Source organism: Cryobacterium sp. TmT2-59 (assembly GCF_004403545.1).
GTDB lineage: Bacteria > Actinomycetota > Actinomycetes > Actinomycetales > Microbacteriaceae > Cryobacterium > Cryobacterium shii.
The window spans coordinates 38,672-56,831 of record NZ_SOGM01000062.1 but is presented as its reverse complement, the minus strand read 5'-3'; the positions used below and the strand labels follow the sequence as shown (position 1 = coordinate 56,831).

Below are 18,160 nucleotides of genomic sequence, written 5' to 3'. Positions count from 1 at the left end.
TCCGGGGCTCGCCCGAGGTGATGGCACCACCCTGGCTCGAGAGCGGCCCGCGTCGATGGCGAAAGACCACGAAATCGCGAATCCAGATGGCCGACGCCATCGAACATAAGAACATCACCCGCGACGACCAGTAGCCTTGGATCATGACACGGCGCGAGAGTGAACCCCTGTACACGACGGCGATCACGGCCGGCCGGGCCGTTTTCGGCCTGCTGCGCCTGAAGCCGTCCGTCACGGGCCTGAAGAACCTGCCGGACACCGGGGGAGCCGTGCTGGCGATCACCCACTTCGGCTACATGGACTTCGCCCTGGTCGAGTGGATGCTGTGGCACAAGAACCGGCGTCACATCCGTTTCATGGCCAAAAAGGGCGCGTTCGACCAGAAGCTCGTCGGGGTGCTGCTACGCGGAATGCGGCACATCTCGGTCGATATGAAGGCGGGTGCGGAAGCCTACGGCCAGGCCGTGAAGGCGCTGAAGGAGGGAGAACTGCTCGGAGTGTTTCCGGAGGGCGGCGTGAACGCGTCCTTCACCGTGCGGGAACTCAAGAGCGGCGCCGTCCGGATGGCCGCCGAGGCCGGAGTCCCGATCATCCCGATCGCCGTCTGGGGCGGCCACCGCCTGCTCACCAAGAATCACAAGCCATCGCTGCGCGAGGCATCCGGCGTTCCGGTCAGCTTCGCCGTCGGTGAGGCGTTCACGGTCGCCGAATTATCGGCGGCTGCGGGGGAGGACGCCCAATCGTTGACGCAGGCGCTCCACGGCACCCTCCAGGGTCTCGTCGACGGACTGCAGGCCGCCTACCCGGTCGACGGTGCGGGGCAATGGTGGCAGCCGCGGCACCTCGGGGGCACCGCGCCCACGCCCGAGGTGGCCGCCGTGGCCGAGGCCGAACGCCGCCGCCTGAGGGACGCGAAGGCCCAGGCCGGGTCGAGTAAGACCAGTCGGGGCTAGACCCGTCGGGGCTGGACATCGGCCCCCGGCACGCGGTAGGTGCGCTCGTGATAGAGCAGGGCCTGGTCGTTCTCGCCCATGCCGCCGGACTCGATCTTCACGACCACCACGGCGCTGTTGTGCACCAGGACGCGCTCGATGATCCGGCCCACCATCCATGAGGTGACGTCCTTCAGCACGGGCAGGCCGTGCGGTCCGGGTTGCCAGTGGTCGCCGTCGAAGCGTTTGTCGGCCGGACCGGACATCACCTCGGCGACGCCGCGGTTGCGCGCCCCGAGAATGTGGATGACGACCCGGTCGCTCTCGGCGATCGCAGGCCAGGTGCTGGCCGACCGGGCAATGTTGAAGGTGGCCAGGGGCGGGACCGACGAGAGGGAGGCCAGTGATGTGGCCGTGAACCCCACCGGGGTGCCGTCGGGCCGCAACGCGGTGACCACGGCGACGCCGGCGGCGTGACGCCGGAAGGCGTGCTTGAACGCGGCCAGGTCCAGCGGCGCATTGGGGTCCTCGGCCAGGGGAACGGCGGCTGGCACCGCTGGCACGGCGGCTGGCACGGCGGCTGGTGCGGCGGCGTTCTGGGGCGTTTTGGTGTCGTTCATCTCAGTGACTCAATCTCCTCGGCGTTCAGACTATTCCCGGTGGGCGGGAGTTGATCGCTAGGCTGGAAGGCGATGATCCAGACTATTGACCTCAGAGGGACCCGGCCCACTCCGGCGGAATTGCTTGCGGCCGTCCCGCGCGCGCTCACCGACGTGACCGCGGCAAGCGATATCGCAGCCGAACTGATCGACGATGTACGGGCCAGGGGCGAGGATGCCCTCCTCGGCCAGGCGGAACGTCTCGACCGGGTGCGACCGGCCCACGTGCGGGTCCCCGCCTCCCACGTCGCCGAGGCGCTGGTCGGGCTGGAGCCCGCCGTGCGCACGGCCATCGAGGAGACCATCCGCCGGGTGCGCATCGCCAGCGCGGCCCAGGTCCCGCCGACCGTGACCACCACCATTGCCGACGGCGCCACCATCGTGCAGCGCTGGCAGCCGGTCAACCGGGTCGGCCTGTATGTGCCGGGCGGCAAGGCCGTCTACCCGTCCAGCGTCGTGATGAACGTGGTGCCCGCCCAGATCGCCGGCGTGTCCTCGATCGCGCTGGCCTCACCGCCGCAGAGCCACTTCGACGGCCGCGTGCACCCCACCATCCTCGCGGTCGCCGGTTTGCTCGGCATCGACGAGATCTACGCCATGGGCGGAGCCGGCGCCATCGGCGCATTCGCCTACGGCGTTCCCGGCCTCGGGCTCGACCCGGTGCAGCTCGTCACCGGACCCGGCAACGTGTACGTGGCCGCCGCGAAGCGCCTCGTCCGCGGGGTGACCGGCATCGATTCCGAGGCCGGCCCCACCGACATCCTCGTCATTGCGGATGCCTCCGCCGACCCGCGACTCGTCGCGGCAGACCTGGTCAGCCAGGCCGAGCACGACGAACTGGCCGCAGCCATGCTCGTCACCGACTCGGCCGTGCTCGCGGACGCCGTCGCCGAGCACCTCGTCGGGCTGATGGAGACCACCACCCACAGTGCCCGCGTCACCGCGTCGCTGAACGGGCGGCAGTCCGGGATCGTGCTCGTGGACGACGTGGCCGCGGCGGCCGCGTTCAGCAACGCCTTCGGACCGGAACACCTCGAGATCCAGACCCGGGACCCGGAAGCCGTCCTCGCCCTGATCGAGAACGCCGGCGCCATCTTCCTCGGCCCGCACTCCCCGGTCAGCCTCGGCGACTACGCGGCCGGCTCGAACCACGTGCTGCCCACGGGCGGGCAGGCCCGGTTCTCCTCCGGGCTCGGCGCCTACACCTTCCTCCGCCCGCAGCAGGTGGTCACGTACACCCGGGAGGCCCTGCGTGAGGTCGCCGGGCACATCGCGGCCCTGTCCGCCGCCGAGGCACTGCCGGCCCACGGGGACGCCGTCACCGCGCGTTTCGCCACCGCGCAATTCGGCACCGAGTAGGCTGGCAGCACAATGTTCTGCCCGTTCTGTCGCCACCCCGACTCCCGAGTCATCGACTCGCGCACGAGCGACGACGGACTCTCGATCCGCAGGCGCCGGCAGTGCCCGGAGTGCGGCCGCCGGTTCAGCACCACCGAGACGGCCAGCCTGAACATCGTCAAGCGCAGCGGGGTGGTCGAACCGTTCAGCCGGGACAAGATCGTCGCCGGCGTGCGCAAGGCCTGCCAGGGCCGCCCGGTGACCGATTCCGACCTGGCCATGCTGGCCCAGCGGGTCGAGGAGACCATCCGTCAGACGGGCTCGTCGCAGGTCGACGCGAACGACGTCGGCCTGGCGATCCTGCTCCCGCTGCGCGAACTCGACGAGGTGGCCTACCTGCGCTTCGCCAGCGTCTACCAGGCCTTCGACTCGCTCGAGGATTTCGAGGCCGCCATCTCCCAGCTCCGCATCGAGCACGGCGTCACCGCCGCAGCCCCGGCGGCCGCTGCCGGCCCGACCGAGCCCTAGAACCGAACCGCAGAACCGAACCTTAGAGGTCCCGTGTACCCGCTCGTCTTCTCGCTCTTCTTTGCCCGGCTCGACCCCGAACGCGCGCACCACCTGGCCTTCTCGGTGATCCGGGCCGTGCCCGCGCTGGGCTTCGGCCGCCTCGTGCACCGCTTCACCCGGCCCCGGACGGACCTCGGCGTCGACACCCTCGGGCTGCATTTCGCGTCGCCGTTCGGCCTCGCCGCCGGATTCGACAAAGACGGAAAGGCCGTCATCGGGCTCGGTCAGCTCGGCTTCGGCCATGTGGAGGTCGGCACGATCACGGCCGTCCCGCAGCCCGGAAACCCGACGCCGCGACTGTTCCGCCTGATCCCCGACCGTGCGGTGATCAACCGGATGGGGTTCAACAACGACGGCGCCCGCGCGGCCCGCGTCCGCCTGTCCCGGGTGCGCGCCGTGCGTGGACGCCCGGTCCTCGGCATCAACATCGGCAAGAGCCGGGTCACGCCGGTGGAGGACGCCACGGCCGACTACCTGGCCAGTGCCGCCCTGCTGGCGCCCCTGGCCGACTACCTCGTGGTCAACGTCAGTTCGCCCAACACTCCCGGCCTGCGCGGTCTGCAGGAACTCGACCAGCTCGCCCCGCTGCTGCGCGCGGTCAAAGCCGAGGCCGGTGCCACCCCGCTGCTGGTCAAGATCGCCCCCGACCTCAGCGACGACGAGGTCACCCGCATCGCCGAACTGTCCGTGTCGCTCGGCCTCGACGGCATCATCGCCACCAACACCACGCTGTCCCGGGACGGGCTGAAAACGGATGCGGCCGTCGTCCTGGCCGCCGGCGCCGGCGGCCTCTCCGGCGCGCCGCTGCACGCCCGGTCCCTGGCCGTGCTCCGCCTGATCCGGGCGTCGGTGCCGGCCAGCCTCTGCGTGATCTCCGTCGGGGGCGTGGAAACGGCCGAACAGGTCGCCGAACGGCTCGCTGCCGGGGCCACCCTCGTGCAGGGGTACACCGGTTTCCTCTACCGCGGGCCGCTCTGGGCGCGCCAGATCAACCGGGGGCTGGATCGCATCCTGGCGGCCTGACGTCCGTTCCGAGGCCATCCAGGGTCCACGGGCGGGACCGGCTAGAGCAGGCCGCGCTCCGCGAGCTGGCGAGCCAGGCTCGCGCCGTCCGGGCCGTAGACCCAGCGCGGGTCGTGCGGCTCCTCCACGGTGTCTGTGACGACTTTGGCAGCCTTGGCCGGGCGTCCGGCCAGTACGGCCTCACCCGGCGACAGCTGGCGGATCGCGACCGTCTCCACGCTGCCGGGGAAGTCCCGCTGGAACTCGCCGTAGATGGCCTCATCGTGCTGGCCGTCGTCGCCGATCAGAATCCAGCGGATCTCCGGGAACTCCTGGGCCAGGCGCCGCAGATTCGCCCGCTTGTGATCCTGACCGCTGCGGAACCAGCGGTCGTGGGTCGGGCCCCAGTCGGTGAGGAGGAGCGCCCCGGAGGGGTACAGGTTGCGAGACAGGAATCGGGTCAGCGTCGGAGCGACGTTCCAGGCGCCGGTCGAGAGGTAGATCATCGGGGCGCCCTCCGCGGTGGCGGCCAGCCGGTCCAGCAGAACCGCCATGCCCGGGGTCGGAACGCGGGCATGCTCGTCGAGCACGAAGGTGTTCCAGGCGGCGAGCAGCGGCCGGGGGAGGGTGGTGACCATGACCGTGTCGTCGATATCGGAGATGATGCCGTGGCTCACGGAGGGCGCAACGATGAAGATGGGGGCGTCGACCGGCTGGAACGCGTCATCCGTGTGCAGCTGGGCCACGTGCCAGCCGGGCGTGAGCTTCACCTGGACGACCGTGTCGACCACGCCGCCGCGGTCGGCGCGCACGCGATGGGTGCTGCCGTTGATCTCGATGGTCACGGTCACGTCGTTGACCGGCACGCTGGTGAAACTGCGCCAGCCACGAATGCCCGCGTCCCGCCGCTCGGCCCGCCAACGATGGTGAACCGTTCTGGCCGGCTTCTCCGGCTTTTCCGGCTTGGCCAGGAGCACGCGGCAGAGGATGCGCACCCACTCGGTCGAGCCGTAGCCGGCATAGGGGATGACGGTCGGCAGGTAGCCGCGTTTGCGGGCCGAGCGTTCCCGCTTGAAATGCAGCCAATCCTCGACGCGGGCCGCGCGATGCATCATCTTCGCGGGTGCGCCCGTGGGCAGGATTCGAGGAGACGTCGACACAGTCCCTAGTCTCGCACGCGCCGGCCGCGGTCAAACCCGCGCCCGCGGCGGAAACCGCATCGGCAGCGCGCGGCGGCATCCGTGGAAAAAACGCGGGTTTCTCACATTCACCGGCGGGGCGCGCCGTTCCTGGCATCCGGAGCGTGTTTTGCACCGTAGGCTGATGACTTATCTTTCAAGGAGGACAAGTGTCACTCAGTGACCTTTTCGGTGGGGATCCTTTCGTACCGGGCCAGACGGTTCGGACCGAGCCAATTCAGCAGCGCAGCACGGCACGCCTGTCCGGCCTGCTCGACGCCGCTGCCGTCGTCGTCGACGAGGTGGGCTTCGACCGCATCACCACGGCGATGGTGGCCGAGCGCGCCGGGGCGTCGATCGGTACCGTGTACCGCTACTACCCCGACCGGGTGGCCGTGCTGCAGGCGCTGCGGGAGCGAGCGGTGCAGCGGTACCGGCAGCGGGTGGCGGATGAGCTCAAGCAGAGCTCCCCGCAGACCTGGTGGGACGCCGTCGACTGCTCCATCACGGCCTTCGTCGACCTGTATCGTTCCGAGCCGGGTTTTCGCATCATGCACTTCTCGGACCGTGAACTGTCCCCGATCACCGCCGATCTCGACTCCGGATTCTTCGCCCGGCAGCTGGCCGTGGTCCTCGCGGAGGAGTTCGGCCTCGCCGGCGGCGCCGAGCTGACTTTCCGCCTCGAAGTTGCGGTCGAGATGGCCGATTCGATCCTGTCCCGCGCGTTCCGGGCGAACCCCCAGGGCGACGAGCGTTTCATCGCGGAATGCCGACGTGTCATGCAGGATTACCTCCTCGGCTACTACGGGCCGGGCACCGCCTAGAAAGCGACTTCCGTGATCGAGTTCCGCTCGGTGAGCAAACATTTCCCGGACGGCACCCTGGCCGTTGAGGACTTCAGCCTGACCCTCCCGTCACACCAGACGACGGTGCTGGTCGGGTCGTCGGGTTCCGGCAAGACCACCCTGTTGCGCATGATCAACCGGATGGTCGACCCGTCGTCCGGCGCGATCGAGATCGACGGCGTCGGCATCCACACCCTCGAGCCCGTGCAGCTCCGCCGCCGCATCGGCTATGTGATGCAGAATTCCGGCCTGCTGCCGCACCGCACCGTGATCGACAATGTGGCCACCGTGCCCCTCCTGCGCGGGACGCCGAAGAAGAATGCCAGGCAGGACGCCCTGGCCCTGCTCGACACCGTCGGCCTGGACCGCTCCCTCGCGGACCGGTACCCGAGCCAGCTGTCCGGCGGACAGCAGCAGAGGGTGGGCGTCGCCCGTGGACTCGCGGTCAACCCCAACATCCTGCTGATGGACGAGCCTTTCGGGGCCGTCGACCCGATCGTTCGGGCGGAGCTGCAGCAGGAACTGATCCGGCTGCAGAGCGAGCTCGGAAAGACCGTCGTTTTCGTCACGCACGACATCGAGGAGGCGTTTCTCCTGGGCGACCAGGTCGTGATCCTGCGCGAGGGCGGCCGGATCGCGCAGATTGGCTCGCCGGCCGAGATCCTGGCCAACCCGGCCGACGATTTCGTGGCCAGCTTCGTCGGAGCCGACCGCGGCAAGCGCGCCCTGCATCTGGAGCGCCGGGGCGACGGTGACGTCCTCGTTGACAGCGAGGGGCGTCTGGCCGGAGTACTAGTGCCCGGCGGCCGGCCCCACGAGACAAAGGCCGGCCCGTTCCCGGGGCCGGGTGCTCCGGCGCAGGGTGGGGAGCCGCAGTGACCTGGATCTGGTCGAATCTGGACCTCATCTGGGATCGCACCCTCGATCACCTCGTCCTCAGCGTGCCGCCGATCGTCTTCAGCTTCCTGATCGCGCTGCCGCTCGGCTGGCTCGCGAACCGGTACCGGCTCAGCCGGGGCGTCATCCTGACCGTCAGCGGGCTGCTCTACGCCATCCCGTCCCTGCCGCTCTTCTTCGTGCTCCCGGCCATCGTGGGCACCAGCCTCCGATCGCCCCTGAACCTGGTCATCGCCCTGACCCTCTACGGCGTGGCGCTGATGGTGCGCGTGGTGGCCGACGGCCTGGCATCCGTGGACGCGGACGTGCGCCAGTCGGCCGTCGCGCTCGGCTACTCCGGCTGGAGCATCTTCTGGCAGGTGGAACTGCCGCTCTCCGGCCCCGTTCTCCTCGCCGGCCTCCGGGTCGTGGCGGTCAGCACGGTCAGCCTCGCCACGGTGGGGGCTGTGATCGGCGCCCAGAGCCTCGGCAGTCTCTTCACGGATGGCTTCCAGCGCGGCATCGAGGCCGAAATCATCGCCGGCATTGTGGCGACCGTGCTGGTCGCGCTCCTGCTCGACGGGGCGCTCGTCGTTCTCGGCCGGGTCGCCCTGCCGTGGACGCGCCTGGCCGGCTCGAACGGGGCCGCCGCGCGCGAGGCCCGGATCGTCGAGGTCACCACATGAACCTCTTTGTCGACGCACTGAACTGGATCCTCGACCCGGCCAACTACACCGGGCCGGGCGGCATCTCCGTGCGCCTGGTCGAGCACCTCGGCTTCACCGTCGTGGCGCTGCTGATGGCCTCCGCCATCGCCATCCCGTGCGGGTTCGTCATCGGCCACACCGGCCGTGGCCGCGGCCTGGCCGTGGCCACGTCCGGCGGGCTCAGGGCCATCCCGACCCTCGGGCTGCTCACCCTGGTGGCGCTCTGGATCGGGATCGGGCTCGGCGCCCCGTACGTGGCGCTCACCGTGCTGGCGATCCCGCCGATCCTCGCGGGCGCCTACACGGGCTTCGAAGCGATCGACCGGGCCGTCATCGACTCCGCGCGGTCCGTGGGCATGTCCGAGGCCCAGATCGTGCGCACGGTCGAGATCCCGCTGGGCCTGCCGCTGCTGATCGCCGGGTTGCGGTCCGCCACCCTCCAGGTCGTCGCCACAGCGACCCTGGCCGCGTATGTGGCGGATTTCGGACTCGGCCGGTTCCTGTTCGCCGGCCTCAAGACGAGAGACTATGGGGAGATGCTCGGCGGATCCATCCTCGTCATCCTGCTCGCTTTCGCGCTCGAGGGAATATTCACCGTTGTGCAGAGACTTGTCGTCCCTAGAGGTGTTGCGTCCGGACGCCTCCCAGTCGACCGGGCCAGGTCAGCCAGACCCAGCCCGGGGATGGAACCCGCCATCACGGAAGGAAACCACTAATGTTCACAGTGAATAAAGGCCGGCTCGCGGCAGTCGCCGCGGTCGCGGTTGGGGCCGTCGTAGCCCTTGCAGGGTGTGCGTCCGGTGACCCGCTGGACTCCGGAAGTTCCGGCTCCGGTGATTCCGGGACCCTGGTCGTCGGTTCCCAGGACTACTACTCCAACGAAATCGTCGCCGAAATCTATGCCCAGGCGCTCGAGGCGAACGGCGTGACGGTCGACCGCCAGTTCAAAATCGGCCAGCGCGAGGTCTACCTGCCCGAGATCAAGGGCGGGGCCATCGACGTCTTCCCCGAATACACCGGAAGCCTGCTGCAGGCTCTCGACTCGAAGGCCGCCGGCGGCACCGCCGCCGAGACCTACGCCGAACTGCAGGATGCGCTACCGAAGGGCCTGAGCGTGCTGGACATGGCGGCCGCGACGGACCAGAACTCCTGGACCGTGACGCAGGCCTTCGCCGACAAGTACAAGCTGACGGACATCGCGTCGCTCAAGAACGTGACCGAGCCGATCACGGTGGGCGGCAACTCCGAGCTGGAGACCCGGCCCTACGGGCCGACGGCGCTCAAGGAGAAGTACGGCATCGAGACCGCCGGGTTCAAGCCGGTCGAGGATGGCGGCGGCCCGCTCACCGTCAAGGCCCTGGTCGACAACGACATCCAGCTGGCTAACATCTACACGGCCAGCCCCAACATCAAGTCGGACAACCTCGTGGCCCTGCAAGACCCCGACGGGCTGTTCTTCCCGGACAACGTCGTGCCCGTCGTGTCCAAGAAGGTCGACGACAGGGCCGCCGCGGTGCTGAACAAGGTCAGTGCCGCCCTGAGCGCCGAAGACCTGGTCAGCCTCAACTCCGAGAGCGTGAACGACCAGCTCTCGGCCGAGAAGATCGCGGCCGCCTGGCTCAAGCAGGCGAACCTCTTCTAGGCACCCCTCACCAATTCGACGGAGATTCTGCGCCCACGGGCCGGTTTTCGGCCCAAACCGGTCCGGAAGCCGAGAATCTCCGTCGAATTGGTTCGTGGGGCGGTCAGGCAGCGACGCTCAGGCAGCGACGCTCAGGCAGCGACGCTCAGGCAGCGAAGAGGAGGAGCGTCGGCAGCACCAGGAGCGACGCCGAACACGTCACTGCGGCCACGACGACGGGGAGCGGCAGGGCCGGCGGAGGCGTGAGCAGCCGGCGCACCCGCGGGGTGACGAGGTCGAACGGATCGTCGGGGCCGTCGCCCGGGACGACGTCCCCGCCCAGCGGGTCCACCTGGTGCGCCGACCCGACCAGCGCGATGGCGGTCGCCAGCGTGCGGTCGGGCACCACGCGCCTGGCCCGGTCGTCGGCGAGCATCTCCACCAGCAGGGCGACCGCGTTCTCGGCGCGATTGGCGATGGGAAACCTCGGCAGGGCGCTGTGCCAGGACTTGAACGCGAGTAGCACGAGATGGTGCTGCTGCAACAGGTGGGCGCGCTCATGCTCGATCACCCCGCGCAACTGGTCCTCGTCGAGCAGCCGGAGCAGGCCCATCGACAGGCCGGTCGCCGACCGGGCCGCGCCGGGCAGGCAGTAGGCCACGGGCGCGTCATGGTCGATGACGTGCATCCCCGGTCTGTCCGGCACCGGATGGCTGAGCAGACCGATCAGATGATGGTGCCGCCGGTGCTGCCGTTCCGCGCGAAAGAAGGTCGCCGCGAGGTTCAGCAGCAGGTGACCGCCGAGGATCAGGGCCCCGCACAGCATCAGCACCGACGTGAGCGTCGTGCCGGCCGGAAGGCTACCGGCCCCGAGATGCCCGGCCAGCGAACGGATGCCGCCCGGCAGGTCGCTGCCGAAGGGGAGGAGCCCGAAGGCGAGGAGCGAGCCGATCATGGACAGGCCGCCGGCCAGGGCGATGGACTGCCACAGCGTCAGGGCGAGAACGGGGGAGCCCACCGGCCAGCGCGCACCGGCCAGGAGGATCGGGATCGGGCCGGCGAGGGCGACGGCCACGACCATCAGGCCTATCGCGGTGACGAGCACGCGGATCCCGGCTGCACGCGACTCACTCGCGGCGGATGGTGCTGGTGCTGGTGCTGGTGCTGGTGCTGCTGGTGCTCGCGCTGCTGGTGTTCGTCGCGGGGGTGCTCGTTCTGATGGTGCCGAGGAGGTGCCGCAGCGCCTCGGCCTCCGCGGGGCTGACGTTGCCGATGAACCGGGCCAGGGCCGCCTGGCGGTCGGGAGCCGACCCGAGCACCTCGTGCATCAACTCGGCGGTGTGTTCGGCCCGGGTCGTGACCGCCCGGTACCGGTGCGGGCGCGCGTCCCGGTCGCGGGTCACGAAGCCCTTCGTTTCCAGCCGGGACAGCACGGTCAGCACCGTCGTGGTGGCCAGGGGCTTCTTGCTGGCCGCCACGGCCGCCGGGGTGAGCAGCCGGTCGCGCAGGTCCGTGGCGGGCAGGGACTCCCCGGAGTCCCAGAGCACATCCATCAGCAGTCTCTCGAGCACGCCCAAATTCCCCATAAGGGGGAGTGTAACAAGGATGAATACCGCAGTTCTACGGCGGGTAGAAGGGTAATGTCTTCTACGTATTGTAGAAACCGAAGTCGCTGGAGGGCGCATGAACGAGTGGCTGGATCCCTTACTCCTGTCGAGATGGCAGTTCGGTCTGACCACCGTCTACCATTTCCTGTTCGTCCCGCTGACGATCGGCCTCGCGCTGACCGTGGCGATCTTCCAGTCCGCCTGGGTGCGCACGGACAAGGCCAAGTACCTGCAGCTCACCCACTTCTTCGGCAAGATCTTCCTGATCAACTTCGCCATGGGCGTCGTCACCGGAATCGTGCAGGAATTCCAGTTCGGGATGAACTGGTCCGATTACTCCCGCTTCGTCGGTGACGTCTTCGGCGCCCCGCTCGCGTTCGAGGGGATCACCGCGTTCTTCCTTGAAGCCACCTTCATCGGGCTGTGGATCTTCGGCTGGGACAAGCTGCCGCGCGGCCTTCACCTGGCGACGATCTGGCTGACCGTCGCCGGCAGCATCGCCTCCGCCTACTTCATCCTGGCCGCGAACGCGTTCATGCAGAACCCGATCGCCTTCCGCATCAACGAGACGCGCGGGCGAGCGGAGCTGACGGATATCGGCGAGTTGCTGACGAATCCGATCGCCCTGGCCTCGTTCCCGCACACGATCTTCGCCTGCTTCATGGTGTCATCCGGCCTCGTCATCTCGGTGGCCGCCTGGCACCTGGCCCGCAAGCAGAACGAGGACACCATGCGTCCCGCTCTCAAATTCGGGATGTGGATGATGGTCATCTCCGGCGCGCTGACGACCTTCTTCGGCGACTCGCTGAGCCTGGCGATGACCGCGGCGCAGCCCATGAAGATGGCGGCCGCCGAGGCCATGTACAAGACGGCGACCGGGGCCAACGCCTCCTTCTCCATCTTCACCCTCGGCACCCCGGACGGTGTCAGCGAGCTGTTCTCCGTGCGCATCCCCTACCTCCTGTCATTCCTGTCGACGCACATCCTGGACGGCACCGTCGAGGGCATCGACAACCTGCAGGCGCAGTACGTGACCCTGTACGGCCCGGGCGATTACACGCCCACGATCTGGATCACCTACTGGGCGTTCCGCTGGATGATCGGTCTCGGCATCGCGCACATCCTGGTCGCCGTCGTCGGGCTCTGGCTGACCCGCAACGGGCGCACCCCGAAGGCCGCGTGGATCTGGAAGGTCGCCATCTGGAGCTTCCCGTTCTCGCTGCTCGCCATGAGCGTCGGCTGGGTCTTCACCGAGATGGGCCGCCAGCCCTGGCTCGTGTTCGGGCTGCTGCGCACCCAGGACGGGGTGTCGCCCAATGTCAGCGGTCTCGAGATCCTGATCTCGCTGGTCGCGTTCACACTGATCTACGGCATCCTCGCCGTCGTCGAATTCAAACTGATCCTCCAGGCTGTGAAGAAGGGACCCGCCCCCGCGCCGGTTCCCGACCCGGTTTCGGGCCAGGTCAAGCCACAGGTCACGGTGTACTAGGAGCTCATGATGGAACTCAACATTCTCTGGTTCTGGATCATCGCCGCGATGTTCATCGGCTACTTCGTGCTCGACGGCTTCGACTTCGGCGTCGGGATGTCCCTGCCCTTCCTCTGCAAGGACGACCTCGACCGTCGCGTCATCATCAACACCATCGGCCCGGTCTGGGACCTGAACGAAACCTGGGTCATCGTCGCCGGGGCCTCGCTCTTCGCGGCATTCCCGGAATGGTACGCGACGATGTTCAGCGGGTTCTACCTGGCCCTGCTCGTGATCCTGCTCGCGCTGATCGTGCGCGGCGTGTCGTTCGAATACCGCCACCAGCGGCCCGAATCCGTATGGAAGGCGCGCTTCGACCTCATGATCGTCGTGGGGTCCGCGGTCCCCGCCCTGCTCTGGGGCGTGGCCTTCGCCAACGTCGTCCAGGGCGTGCAGCTGGATGCCGGGCACAACTACATCGGCACCTTCTTCGACCTGCTGAACCCGTACGCCCTGCTCGGCGGGCTGACCACGCTCCTGCTCTTCTTCACCCACGGCGTGGTGTTCATCTCCCTGAAGACGGAGGGCGACATCCGTCAGCGGGCCCAGAAGCTGGCCGTGAAGGCCGGCCTCGTGACGATCCTGGTCGCCGCGTCCTTCCTGCTCTGGACCACGCTGGTCTTCGGCAGCGTCGCGACGGCCGTCTTCGCGGGCGTCGCGGCGGCCGCGCTGATCGCGTCGTTCCTCGCAAATCTGCGCGGGTCGGAGGGCTGGGCGTTCACGCTGATGGCGGCGACGATCGCCTTCGCCGTGCTGACGCTCTTCGCCTCCCTGTTCCCCGACGTGATGCCGGCGAGCAACGACGCGGCCAACAGCCTGACCATCGACAACGCCTCGTCGACGCCGTACACACTCCAGGTGATGAGCTGGACGGCCCTGTTCGCGATGCCGGTCATCCTGCTCTACCAGGGCTGGACCTACTGGGTGCTGCGCAAGCGGGTCAGCCGGAAGACCGTGACGGCGGCGGTAGACTCCGCCGTCCACTGAGTCCGCCCTTCGCTGAGTCCGCCGCACATTGAATCCGCCGTAAACTGAAACGGATGCGTCCTCTCGATCCCCGGCTTCTCCGCTACGCGACCGCCGCCCGGTGGTTCCTGGCAGCCGGAGCCGTGCTCGGGCTGGCGCAGACCGTCACGGTGATCGCGTTCTCCTGGCTGCTCAGCCAGAGCATCACGCTCGCGGTGGCCGGCGCGCAGAGGAGCGAACTGGCCGGCACGATCGGCGCCCTCGCCGGCGTCGTCGTCGTGCGCGCGGTGCTGGTCTGGCTGCTCGAGGTCGCCGCCACCCGCGGGGCGGCCTCGGTCAAGAGCCAGCTGCGGCGCCAGGTGCTCGACCGGCTCGCCGAACGGGGCCCCGACTGGCTGGCCGGCCGGCAGAGCGCGAGCGTGGCCACCCTGGTGACGCAGGGCCTTGACGCGCTGGACAACTACTTCGCCCGTTACCTGCCCCAGCTGCTGCTCGCCGGCATCGCCACGCCCCTGCTGATCCTGGTCATGCTCTGGCAGGACCTGCCCAGCGGGATCACCGTGATCGTGGTGCTGCCGTTCATCCCGGTCTTCATGATTCTGATCGGCCAGGCCACCCTGGCCGTACAGCGTCAGCAATGGGACTCCCTGCACCGACTGTCCACCGGGTTCCTCGACCTGGTCGGGGGCCTCGGCACACTGAAGATCTACGGCCGGCAGGCCCGCCAGTTCGAGCGGGTGCGCACCATCACCGACGACTACCGCACGCGCACCATGAAGGTGCTGCGGGTCTCCTTCCTCAGCGGCTTCGTGCTGGAACTGGCGGCCAGCCTGTCGGTGGCCCTCGTCGCCGTGTCGATCGGCCTGCGTCTGGTGGATGGCAGCCTCTCCCTCGGGGTCGGGCTCTTCGTGCTGCTGCTGGCCCCGGAGGCGTTCCTGCCCGTGCGCCAGGTCGGCGCCCAGTTCCACGCCGCGGCCGACGGGCTCGCGGCCTCCGAAGAGGTCTTCGCCCTCCTCGACGAGGGCCGGCCGGACTCCGCGCCGGTCCCGGCCCCGGTCTCCGCGTCCGTCCCGGTCCCGTCGCCGAGCCCGGTGCTGCCGAAGCCGGGCGGCCCGCTCCGGTTCGAACAGGTCACGATCCGGCGGGGCACGGATGCCACGGTGTCCGATTTCAGCGCCGTCTTCCGCCCGGGGCAGCTGGCCGTGGTCGTCGGCCCGAGCGGAGCCGGAAAATCCACCCTGGTGGCGGCCCTGCAGGGTTTCGTCCCGTTCGAGGGCCGCATCAGCCTCGGCGACCGCGCCCTGACCCCGGGCACCGGCCGGCCCCAGCTGGCCTGGGCCGGGCAGCGACCCGGACTCTTCCAGGGAACGATCGCCGACAATCTTGCCCTCGGCGACGCATCCGTCGACCCGGCCGCGGTGACGACCGCACTGGCCTGGGCCGGGGCGGCCGACCTGGCCCCGGACACGCTGCTCGGCGTCGCCGGGGCGGGGCTGTCCGGCGGGCAGTCCCAGCGGGTCGCCGCGGCGCGGGCGATCTACCGTGCCCGCACCCACGGCTGCTCCATCGTGGTGCTCGACGAACCCAGTTCGGCCCTCGACGCCGCGGCGGAGACGCTACTCGCCGCAGGGCTGCGCCGACTGGCCGACGAGGGGCGGATCGTGATCGTGGTCAGCCACCGCCCCGCCCTGCGCGCCGCCGCCGACCAGATCGTGCAGCTGAGTGAGGTGGCCCATGTCTGAGCAAACCGTGCCCGAAGACACCGTGCCGGAAGACACAGTGCCGGAAAACACCGTGCCGGAAAACACCGTGCCGGAAAACACCGTGCCGGAAAAACCCGCGCCGGAGACCTGTGGGTCTGGGAACGCGGACCCGTCGGCGGTGCGGACGGTGCTCCGGCTCGCCCAGCCGCGCGCGCGCCGGTTCGCCCCCGGCCTGGCCGCCGGCGTGGCGAGCGCGATCTTCGCGGTGGCCCTGCTGGCCTCCTCAGCCTGGCTGATCACCCGCGCCGCCGAACAGCCGCCGATCATGTTCCTCTCGATGGCCGTCGTCGGCGTGCGGGCCTTCGCCCTGGGCCGGTCCGCCTTCCGGTACCTGCAACGGCTGGCCAGCCACGACGCCGCCTTCCGCCAGCTCGCCGACCTGCGCCTGGGCGTGTTCGCCCGGCTCGTGCCCCTCGCCCCGGCCGGGCTCTCGAACACCGGCCGCGGGGACCTGCTCACCCGCCTCGTCCGCGACGTCGACGACCTGCAGGACCTGCCGTTGCGGGTCGTGCAGCCGCTCGCGACCGCCGGCATCCTCGCGGCCCTGAGCGTGTTCGGGGTCTGGCTGGTGCTCCCGGCGGCCGCCCTGACGCTGGCCCTGGCCCTCCTCCTCGCCGGCGTCGTCGCGACGCTTGCCTCCAGCGCCCTGTCCGCCCGGTCGGAGCGGGAACTCGCCCCCCTGCGTGGAGCCCTCGCGGGCGAGGTGCTCGAGGTCGTCGAGAACCTCGACGTGCTCACCGCCTTCGGCGCCCTCCCCGGGCGGCTGGACACCCTGGCGGCGGCCGACGACCGGTTGCGCCGGGCCTCCCTGCGTCGCTCACTGGGCGTGGGCGTGCAGGGCGCCGTGCTGTCCCTGTTCGCGGGCGCCGCGACCGTCGGGGCCCTGTGGGTCGGCATCCCGGAGCTCCTCAACTCCGGGCCCGACGGTGCGGGCCTGGTCACCGGGGCCGGCGCACTGACCGGGCCGGGCTTCGCCGTCGTCGTCCTCGTGCCGATGGCGGTCTTCGAGGTGTTCGGCCTGATCCCCCTGGCGCTCGGCGTGTGGCGGCAGGTGCGCTCCAGCGCCCGCCGGGTGACCTCGGCCGTCCCGGCGGAGGTCCCGCCGGAGATCCCACTCGATGCCTCGCTCGATGCGCTGCTGGACACCCCGCTCGACACCCCACCCGGCGTCGGCGTCACCGTGGGCGCGCGGCCGGTCCTCGAACTGGCCGGCCTGGGCGCGAGCTGGCCCGGCACGGATGCCCCGGCGCTCACCGACGTCACCCTGCGCCTGGCGCCCGGCGACCGGGTGCACCTCTTCGGCCCGAGCGGCGCCGGAAAGAGCACCCTCACCCTGGTCCTGGTGCGCTTCCTCGACTACACGGGCTCCTACCGGCTCGACGGCGTCGAGGCGCGCACGCTGCCCCAGGACGCGGTGCGGGCGCGCGTCGGACTGTGCGAGCAGCGCCCCTGGCTCTTCGACGACAGCATCCGTCAGAACCTGCTCTTCGCCCGCGACACCGCCACCGACGACGACCTTCTGGCCGTTCTCGGCCGGGTGGGCCTGGGCGCCTGGACCCGTCAGCGCGGCGGCCTCGACGCTCGGGTGGGGGAGCAGGGCGCCCTGGTCTCGGGCGGCCAGGCCCAGCGGATCGCGCTGGCCCGCGCACTGCTCGCGGATTTCCCGGTGCTCATCGTCGACGAACCGACCGCGAACGTCGACGAAGCCCAGGGCGAGCAGCTGGTCCGCGACATCCTGGAGACGGCCGCCGAAGACGGACGCGCCGTGCTGCTGATCTCGCACACCCCGGTGCCCGACGAGCTGATCACCGCGCGCGTCACCGTGCCCGGCCCGGCACGCCCGCGGCGATAGACGCGACGCTCGCGACAGCAGGCACCCGGAACCGGTCCCGTTACTCCTCGTGCAGGGTCGCCGGCCCGTCCGGCTGCTCCATGTGCCGGGCCTCCCGACGGTTCAACCACTTCTTGATCAGGAGCACGAGCAGCACGAAGGCCGCGATCGCGGCCACGAAGAGGTATCCGGCGAAGTGGAGCCGGTCGGCGAGCTCCCGGTAACCGTCGGCGGCGGCCCACCCGACCGAGACGTAGGCCAGCGACCACAGCACACAGGCCGGCACGGTCCACGCCATGAACGTGCGGTAGCGCATCGGGCTCATCCCCACGGTCAGCGGGATCAGGGAGTGCAGCACCGGCAGGAACCGGGACAGGAACACGGCGATCCCGCCGCGACGGGCCAGGTAGATCTCCGCCCGGGCCCAGTTGCGCTCGCCCAGACGGCGTCCGAGCCGGCTCAACCGGATCCACGGGCCGAAGTGCCGCCCCAGCGCGAACCCGATGCTCTCGCCGACCAGGGCGCCGACGATCACGGTGACGACCAGTCCCACGAACTCGACCGTGTTCCCCACCGCCGTGCTCGCGACGATCACGATGGAATCGCCCGGAACCACGAGTCCGACCAGCACGGATGTCTCCAGCACCATGCCGAGACCGGCCAGCAGGGTGCGCACGACCGGGTCGACACTGGCGACGGTGTCGAGGATCGAGCTGAGGATGTCGTTCACCCGGCCC

General features: G+C 69.8%; 17 protein-coding genes and 1 pseudogene. 13 read left to right on the top strand and 5 right to left on the bottom strand.

Features of this window, described 5'->3' with window-relative positions; genetic code table 11:
* Positions 1-143: 143 nt before the first annotated feature.
* A complete protein-coding gene (locus E3T24_RS10565; RefSeq protein ID WP_134365868.1) occupies positions 144-953 on the top strand; it encodes a lysophospholipid acyltransferase family protein in 810 nt (269 codons plus the stop codon).
* Here E3T24_RS10565 and E3T24_RS10560 read toward each other — a convergent pair.
* Positions 950-1,552 (bottom strand): flavin reductase family protein, encoded by a 603-nt coding sequence (locus tag E3T24_RS10560; RefSeq protein WP_134434600.1) that lies wholly within the window; start codon positions 1,550-1,552, stop codon positions 950-952. The genes E3T24_RS10565 and E3T24_RS10560 overlap by 4 nt on opposite strands.
* A gap of 72 nt (positions 1,553-1,624) precedes the next feature.
* Here E3T24_RS10560 and hisD point away from each other — a divergent pair, with 72 nt between their 5' ends.
* From hisD to E3T24_RS10545, 3 genes are read left to right on the top strand one after another with little or no spacing between them, the layout of a single operon-like run.
* A complete protein-coding gene (gene hisD, locus E3T24_RS10555; RefSeq protein ID WP_134365866.1) occupies positions 1,625-2,950 on the top strand; it encodes a histidinol dehydrogenase in 1,326 nt (441 codons plus the stop codon).
* Between the two features lie 12 nt (positions 2,951-2,962).
* Positions 2,963-3,457: a transcriptional regulator NrdR gene (gene nrdR, locus E3T24_RS10550; RefSeq protein WP_134365865.1), complete on the top strand. Its 495-nt coding sequence runs from the start codon at positions 2,963-2,965 to the stop codon at positions 3,455-3,457.
* A gap of 33 nt (positions 3,458-3,490) precedes the next feature.
* Entirely contained in the window at positions 3,491-4,522 is a 1,032-nt protein-coding gene (locus E3T24_RS10545) for a quinone-dependent dihydroorotate dehydrogenase (RefSeq protein ID WP_134365864.1), read from the top strand.
* A 41-nt stretch (positions 4,523-4,563) separates the two neighbouring features.
* On the opposite strand, the gene E3T24_RS10540 is transcribed toward E3T24_RS10545, so the two are convergent.
* The gene (locus E3T24_RS10540; protein ID WP_347232657.1) at positions 4,564-5,661 is read right to left on the bottom strand and encodes a phosphatase domain-containing protein; all 1,098 of its coding nucleotides are present in this window, start codon (positions 5,659-5,661) and stop codon (positions 4,564-4,566) included.
* Between the two features lie 188 nt (positions 5,662-5,849).
* Here E3T24_RS10540 and E3T24_RS10535 point away from each other — a divergent pair, with 188 nt between their 5' ends.
* The 5 genes from E3T24_RS10535 to E3T24_RS10515 are packed head-to-tail and all read left to right on the top strand — an operon-like array spanning position 5,850 to position 9,749.
* Complete coding sequence (locus E3T24_RS10535) at positions 5,850-6,503, top strand: TetR/AcrR family transcriptional regulator (protein WP_134365863.1); 654 nt, start codon at positions 5,850-5,852, stop codon at positions 6,501-6,503.
* Positions 6,504-6,515: 12 nt separating this feature from the next.
* Positions 6,516-7,403: an ATP-binding cassette domain-containing protein gene (locus E3T24_RS10530; RefSeq protein ID WP_134434599.1), complete on the top strand. Its 888-nt coding sequence runs from the start codon at positions 6,516-6,518 to the stop codon at positions 7,401-7,403.
* The gene (locus tag E3T24_RS10525) at positions 7,400-8,086 is read left to right on the top strand and encodes an ABC transporter permease (RefSeq protein WP_134434598.1); all 687 of its coding nucleotides are present in this window, start codon (positions 7,400-7,402) and stop codon (positions 8,084-8,086) included. The genes E3T24_RS10530 and E3T24_RS10525 overlap by 4 nt, the downstream gene beginning before the upstream one ends.
* A complete protein-coding gene (locus E3T24_RS10520) occupies positions 8,083-8,823 on the top strand; it encodes an ABC transporter permease (protein WP_134365860.1) in 741 nt (246 codons plus the stop codon). The genes E3T24_RS10525 and E3T24_RS10520 overlap by 4 nt, the downstream gene beginning before the upstream one ends.
* Positions 8,823-9,749: an ABC transporter substrate-binding protein gene (locus tag E3T24_RS10515; protein WP_134402643.1), complete on the top strand. Its 927-nt coding sequence runs from the start codon at positions 8,823-8,825 to the stop codon at positions 9,747-9,749. Before E3T24_RS10520 ends, E3T24_RS10515 begins: the two co-directional genes overlap by 1 nt.
* Before the next feature lie 145 nt (positions 9,750-9,894).
* On the opposite strand, the gene E3T24_RS10510 is transcribed toward E3T24_RS10515, so the two are convergent.
* Together E3T24_RS10510 and E3T24_RS10505 are read right to left on the bottom strand one after the other, a co-directional pair.
* Positions 9,895-10,833: a M56 family metallopeptidase gene (locus E3T24_RS10510; RefSeq protein WP_134434597.1), complete on the bottom strand. Its 939-nt coding sequence runs from the start codon at positions 10,831-10,833 to the stop codon at positions 9,895-9,897.
* Positions 10,834-10,951: 118 nt separating this feature from the next.
* Positions 10,952-11,314 (bottom strand): annotated as a pseudogene (locus E3T24_RS10505) (BlaI/MecI/CopY family transcriptional regulator); the annotation flags it as partial.
* Positions 11,315-11,411: 97 nt separating this feature from the next.
* Between E3T24_RS10505 and E3T24_RS10500 the strand changes: the two are divergent.
* From E3T24_RS10500 to cydC, 4 genes are read left to right on the top strand one after another with little or no spacing between them, the layout of a single operon-like run.
* Positions 11,412-12,824, top strand: coding sequence for a cytochrome ubiquinol oxidase subunit I (locus tag E3T24_RS10500; protein WP_134434596.1), 1,413 nt, complete (start codon positions 11,412-11,414; stop codon positions 12,822-12,824).
* 9 nt (positions 12,825-12,833) lie between these two features.
* Positions 12,834-13,850, top strand: a complete 1,017-nt coding sequence (gene cydB / locus E3T24_RS10495) for a cytochrome d ubiquinol oxidase subunit II (RefSeq protein ID WP_134434595.1) — start codon at positions 12,834-12,836, stop codon at positions 13,848-13,850.
* Positions 13,851-13,903: 53 nt separating this feature from the next.
* Positions 13,904-15,571: a thiol reductant ABC exporter subunit CydD gene (cydD, locus tag E3T24_RS10490; protein ID WP_134404385.1), complete on the top strand. Its 1,668-nt coding sequence runs from the start codon at positions 13,904-13,906 to the stop codon at positions 15,569-15,571.
* Entirely contained in the window at positions 15,564-17,444 is a 1,881-nt protein-coding gene (gene cydC / locus E3T24_RS10485; protein ID WP_134434594.1) for a thiol reductant ABC exporter subunit CydC, read from the top strand. The genes cydD and cydC overlap by 8 nt, the downstream gene beginning before the upstream one ends.
* Before the next feature lie 40 nt (positions 17,445-17,484).
* Here cydC and E3T24_RS10480 read toward each other — a convergent pair whose 3' ends face one another.
* Positions 17,485-18,153 (bottom strand): DedA family protein, encoded by a 669-nt coding sequence (locus E3T24_RS10480; protein WP_134365852.1) that lies wholly within the window; start codon positions 18,151-18,153, stop codon positions 17,485-17,487.
* Positions 18,154-18,160 lie beyond the last annotated feature (7 nt).

Excerpts from the sequence above, each read along its gene's own strand:
- cydD (WP_134404385.1), top strand. The coding sequence starts at position 13,904 with ATGCGTCCTCTCGATCCCCGGCTTCTCCGCTACGCGACCGCCGCCCGG.
- E3T24_RS10500 (WP_134434596.1), top strand. The coding sequence starts at position 11,412 with ATGAACGAGTGGCTGGATCCCTTACTCCTGTCGAGATGGCAGTTCGGT.
- hisD (WP_134365866.1), top strand. The coding sequence starts at position 1,625 with ATGATCCAGACTATTGACCTCAGAGGGACCCGGCCCACTCCGGCGGAA.
- cydC (WP_134434594.1), top strand. The coding sequence starts at position 15,564 with ATGTCTGAGCAAACCGTGCCCGAAGACACCGTGCCGGAAGACACAGTG.
- E3T24_RS10560 (WP_134434600.1), bottom strand. The coding sequence starts at position 1,552 with ATGAACGACACCAAAACGCCCCAGAACGCCGCCGCACCAGCCGCCGTG.
- cydB (WP_134434595.1), top strand. The coding sequence starts at position 12,834 with ATGGAACTCAACATTCTCTGGTTCTGGATCATCGCCGCGATGTTCATC.
- nrdR (WP_134365865.1), top strand. The coding sequence starts at position 2,963 with ATGTTCTGCCCGTTCTGTCGCCACCCCGACTCCCGAGTCATCGACTCG.
- E3T24_RS10520 (WP_134365860.1), top strand. The coding sequence starts at position 8,083 with ATGAACCTCTTTGTCGACGCACTGAACTGGATCCTCGACCCGGCCAAC.
- E3T24_RS10565 (WP_134365868.1), top strand. The coding sequence starts at position 144 with ATGACACGGCGCGAGAGTGAACCCCTGTACACGACGGCGATCACGGCC.
- E3T24_RS10515 (WP_134402643.1), top strand. The coding sequence starts at position 8,823 with ATGTTCACAGTGAATAAAGGCCGGCTCGCGGCAGTCGCCGCGGTCGCG.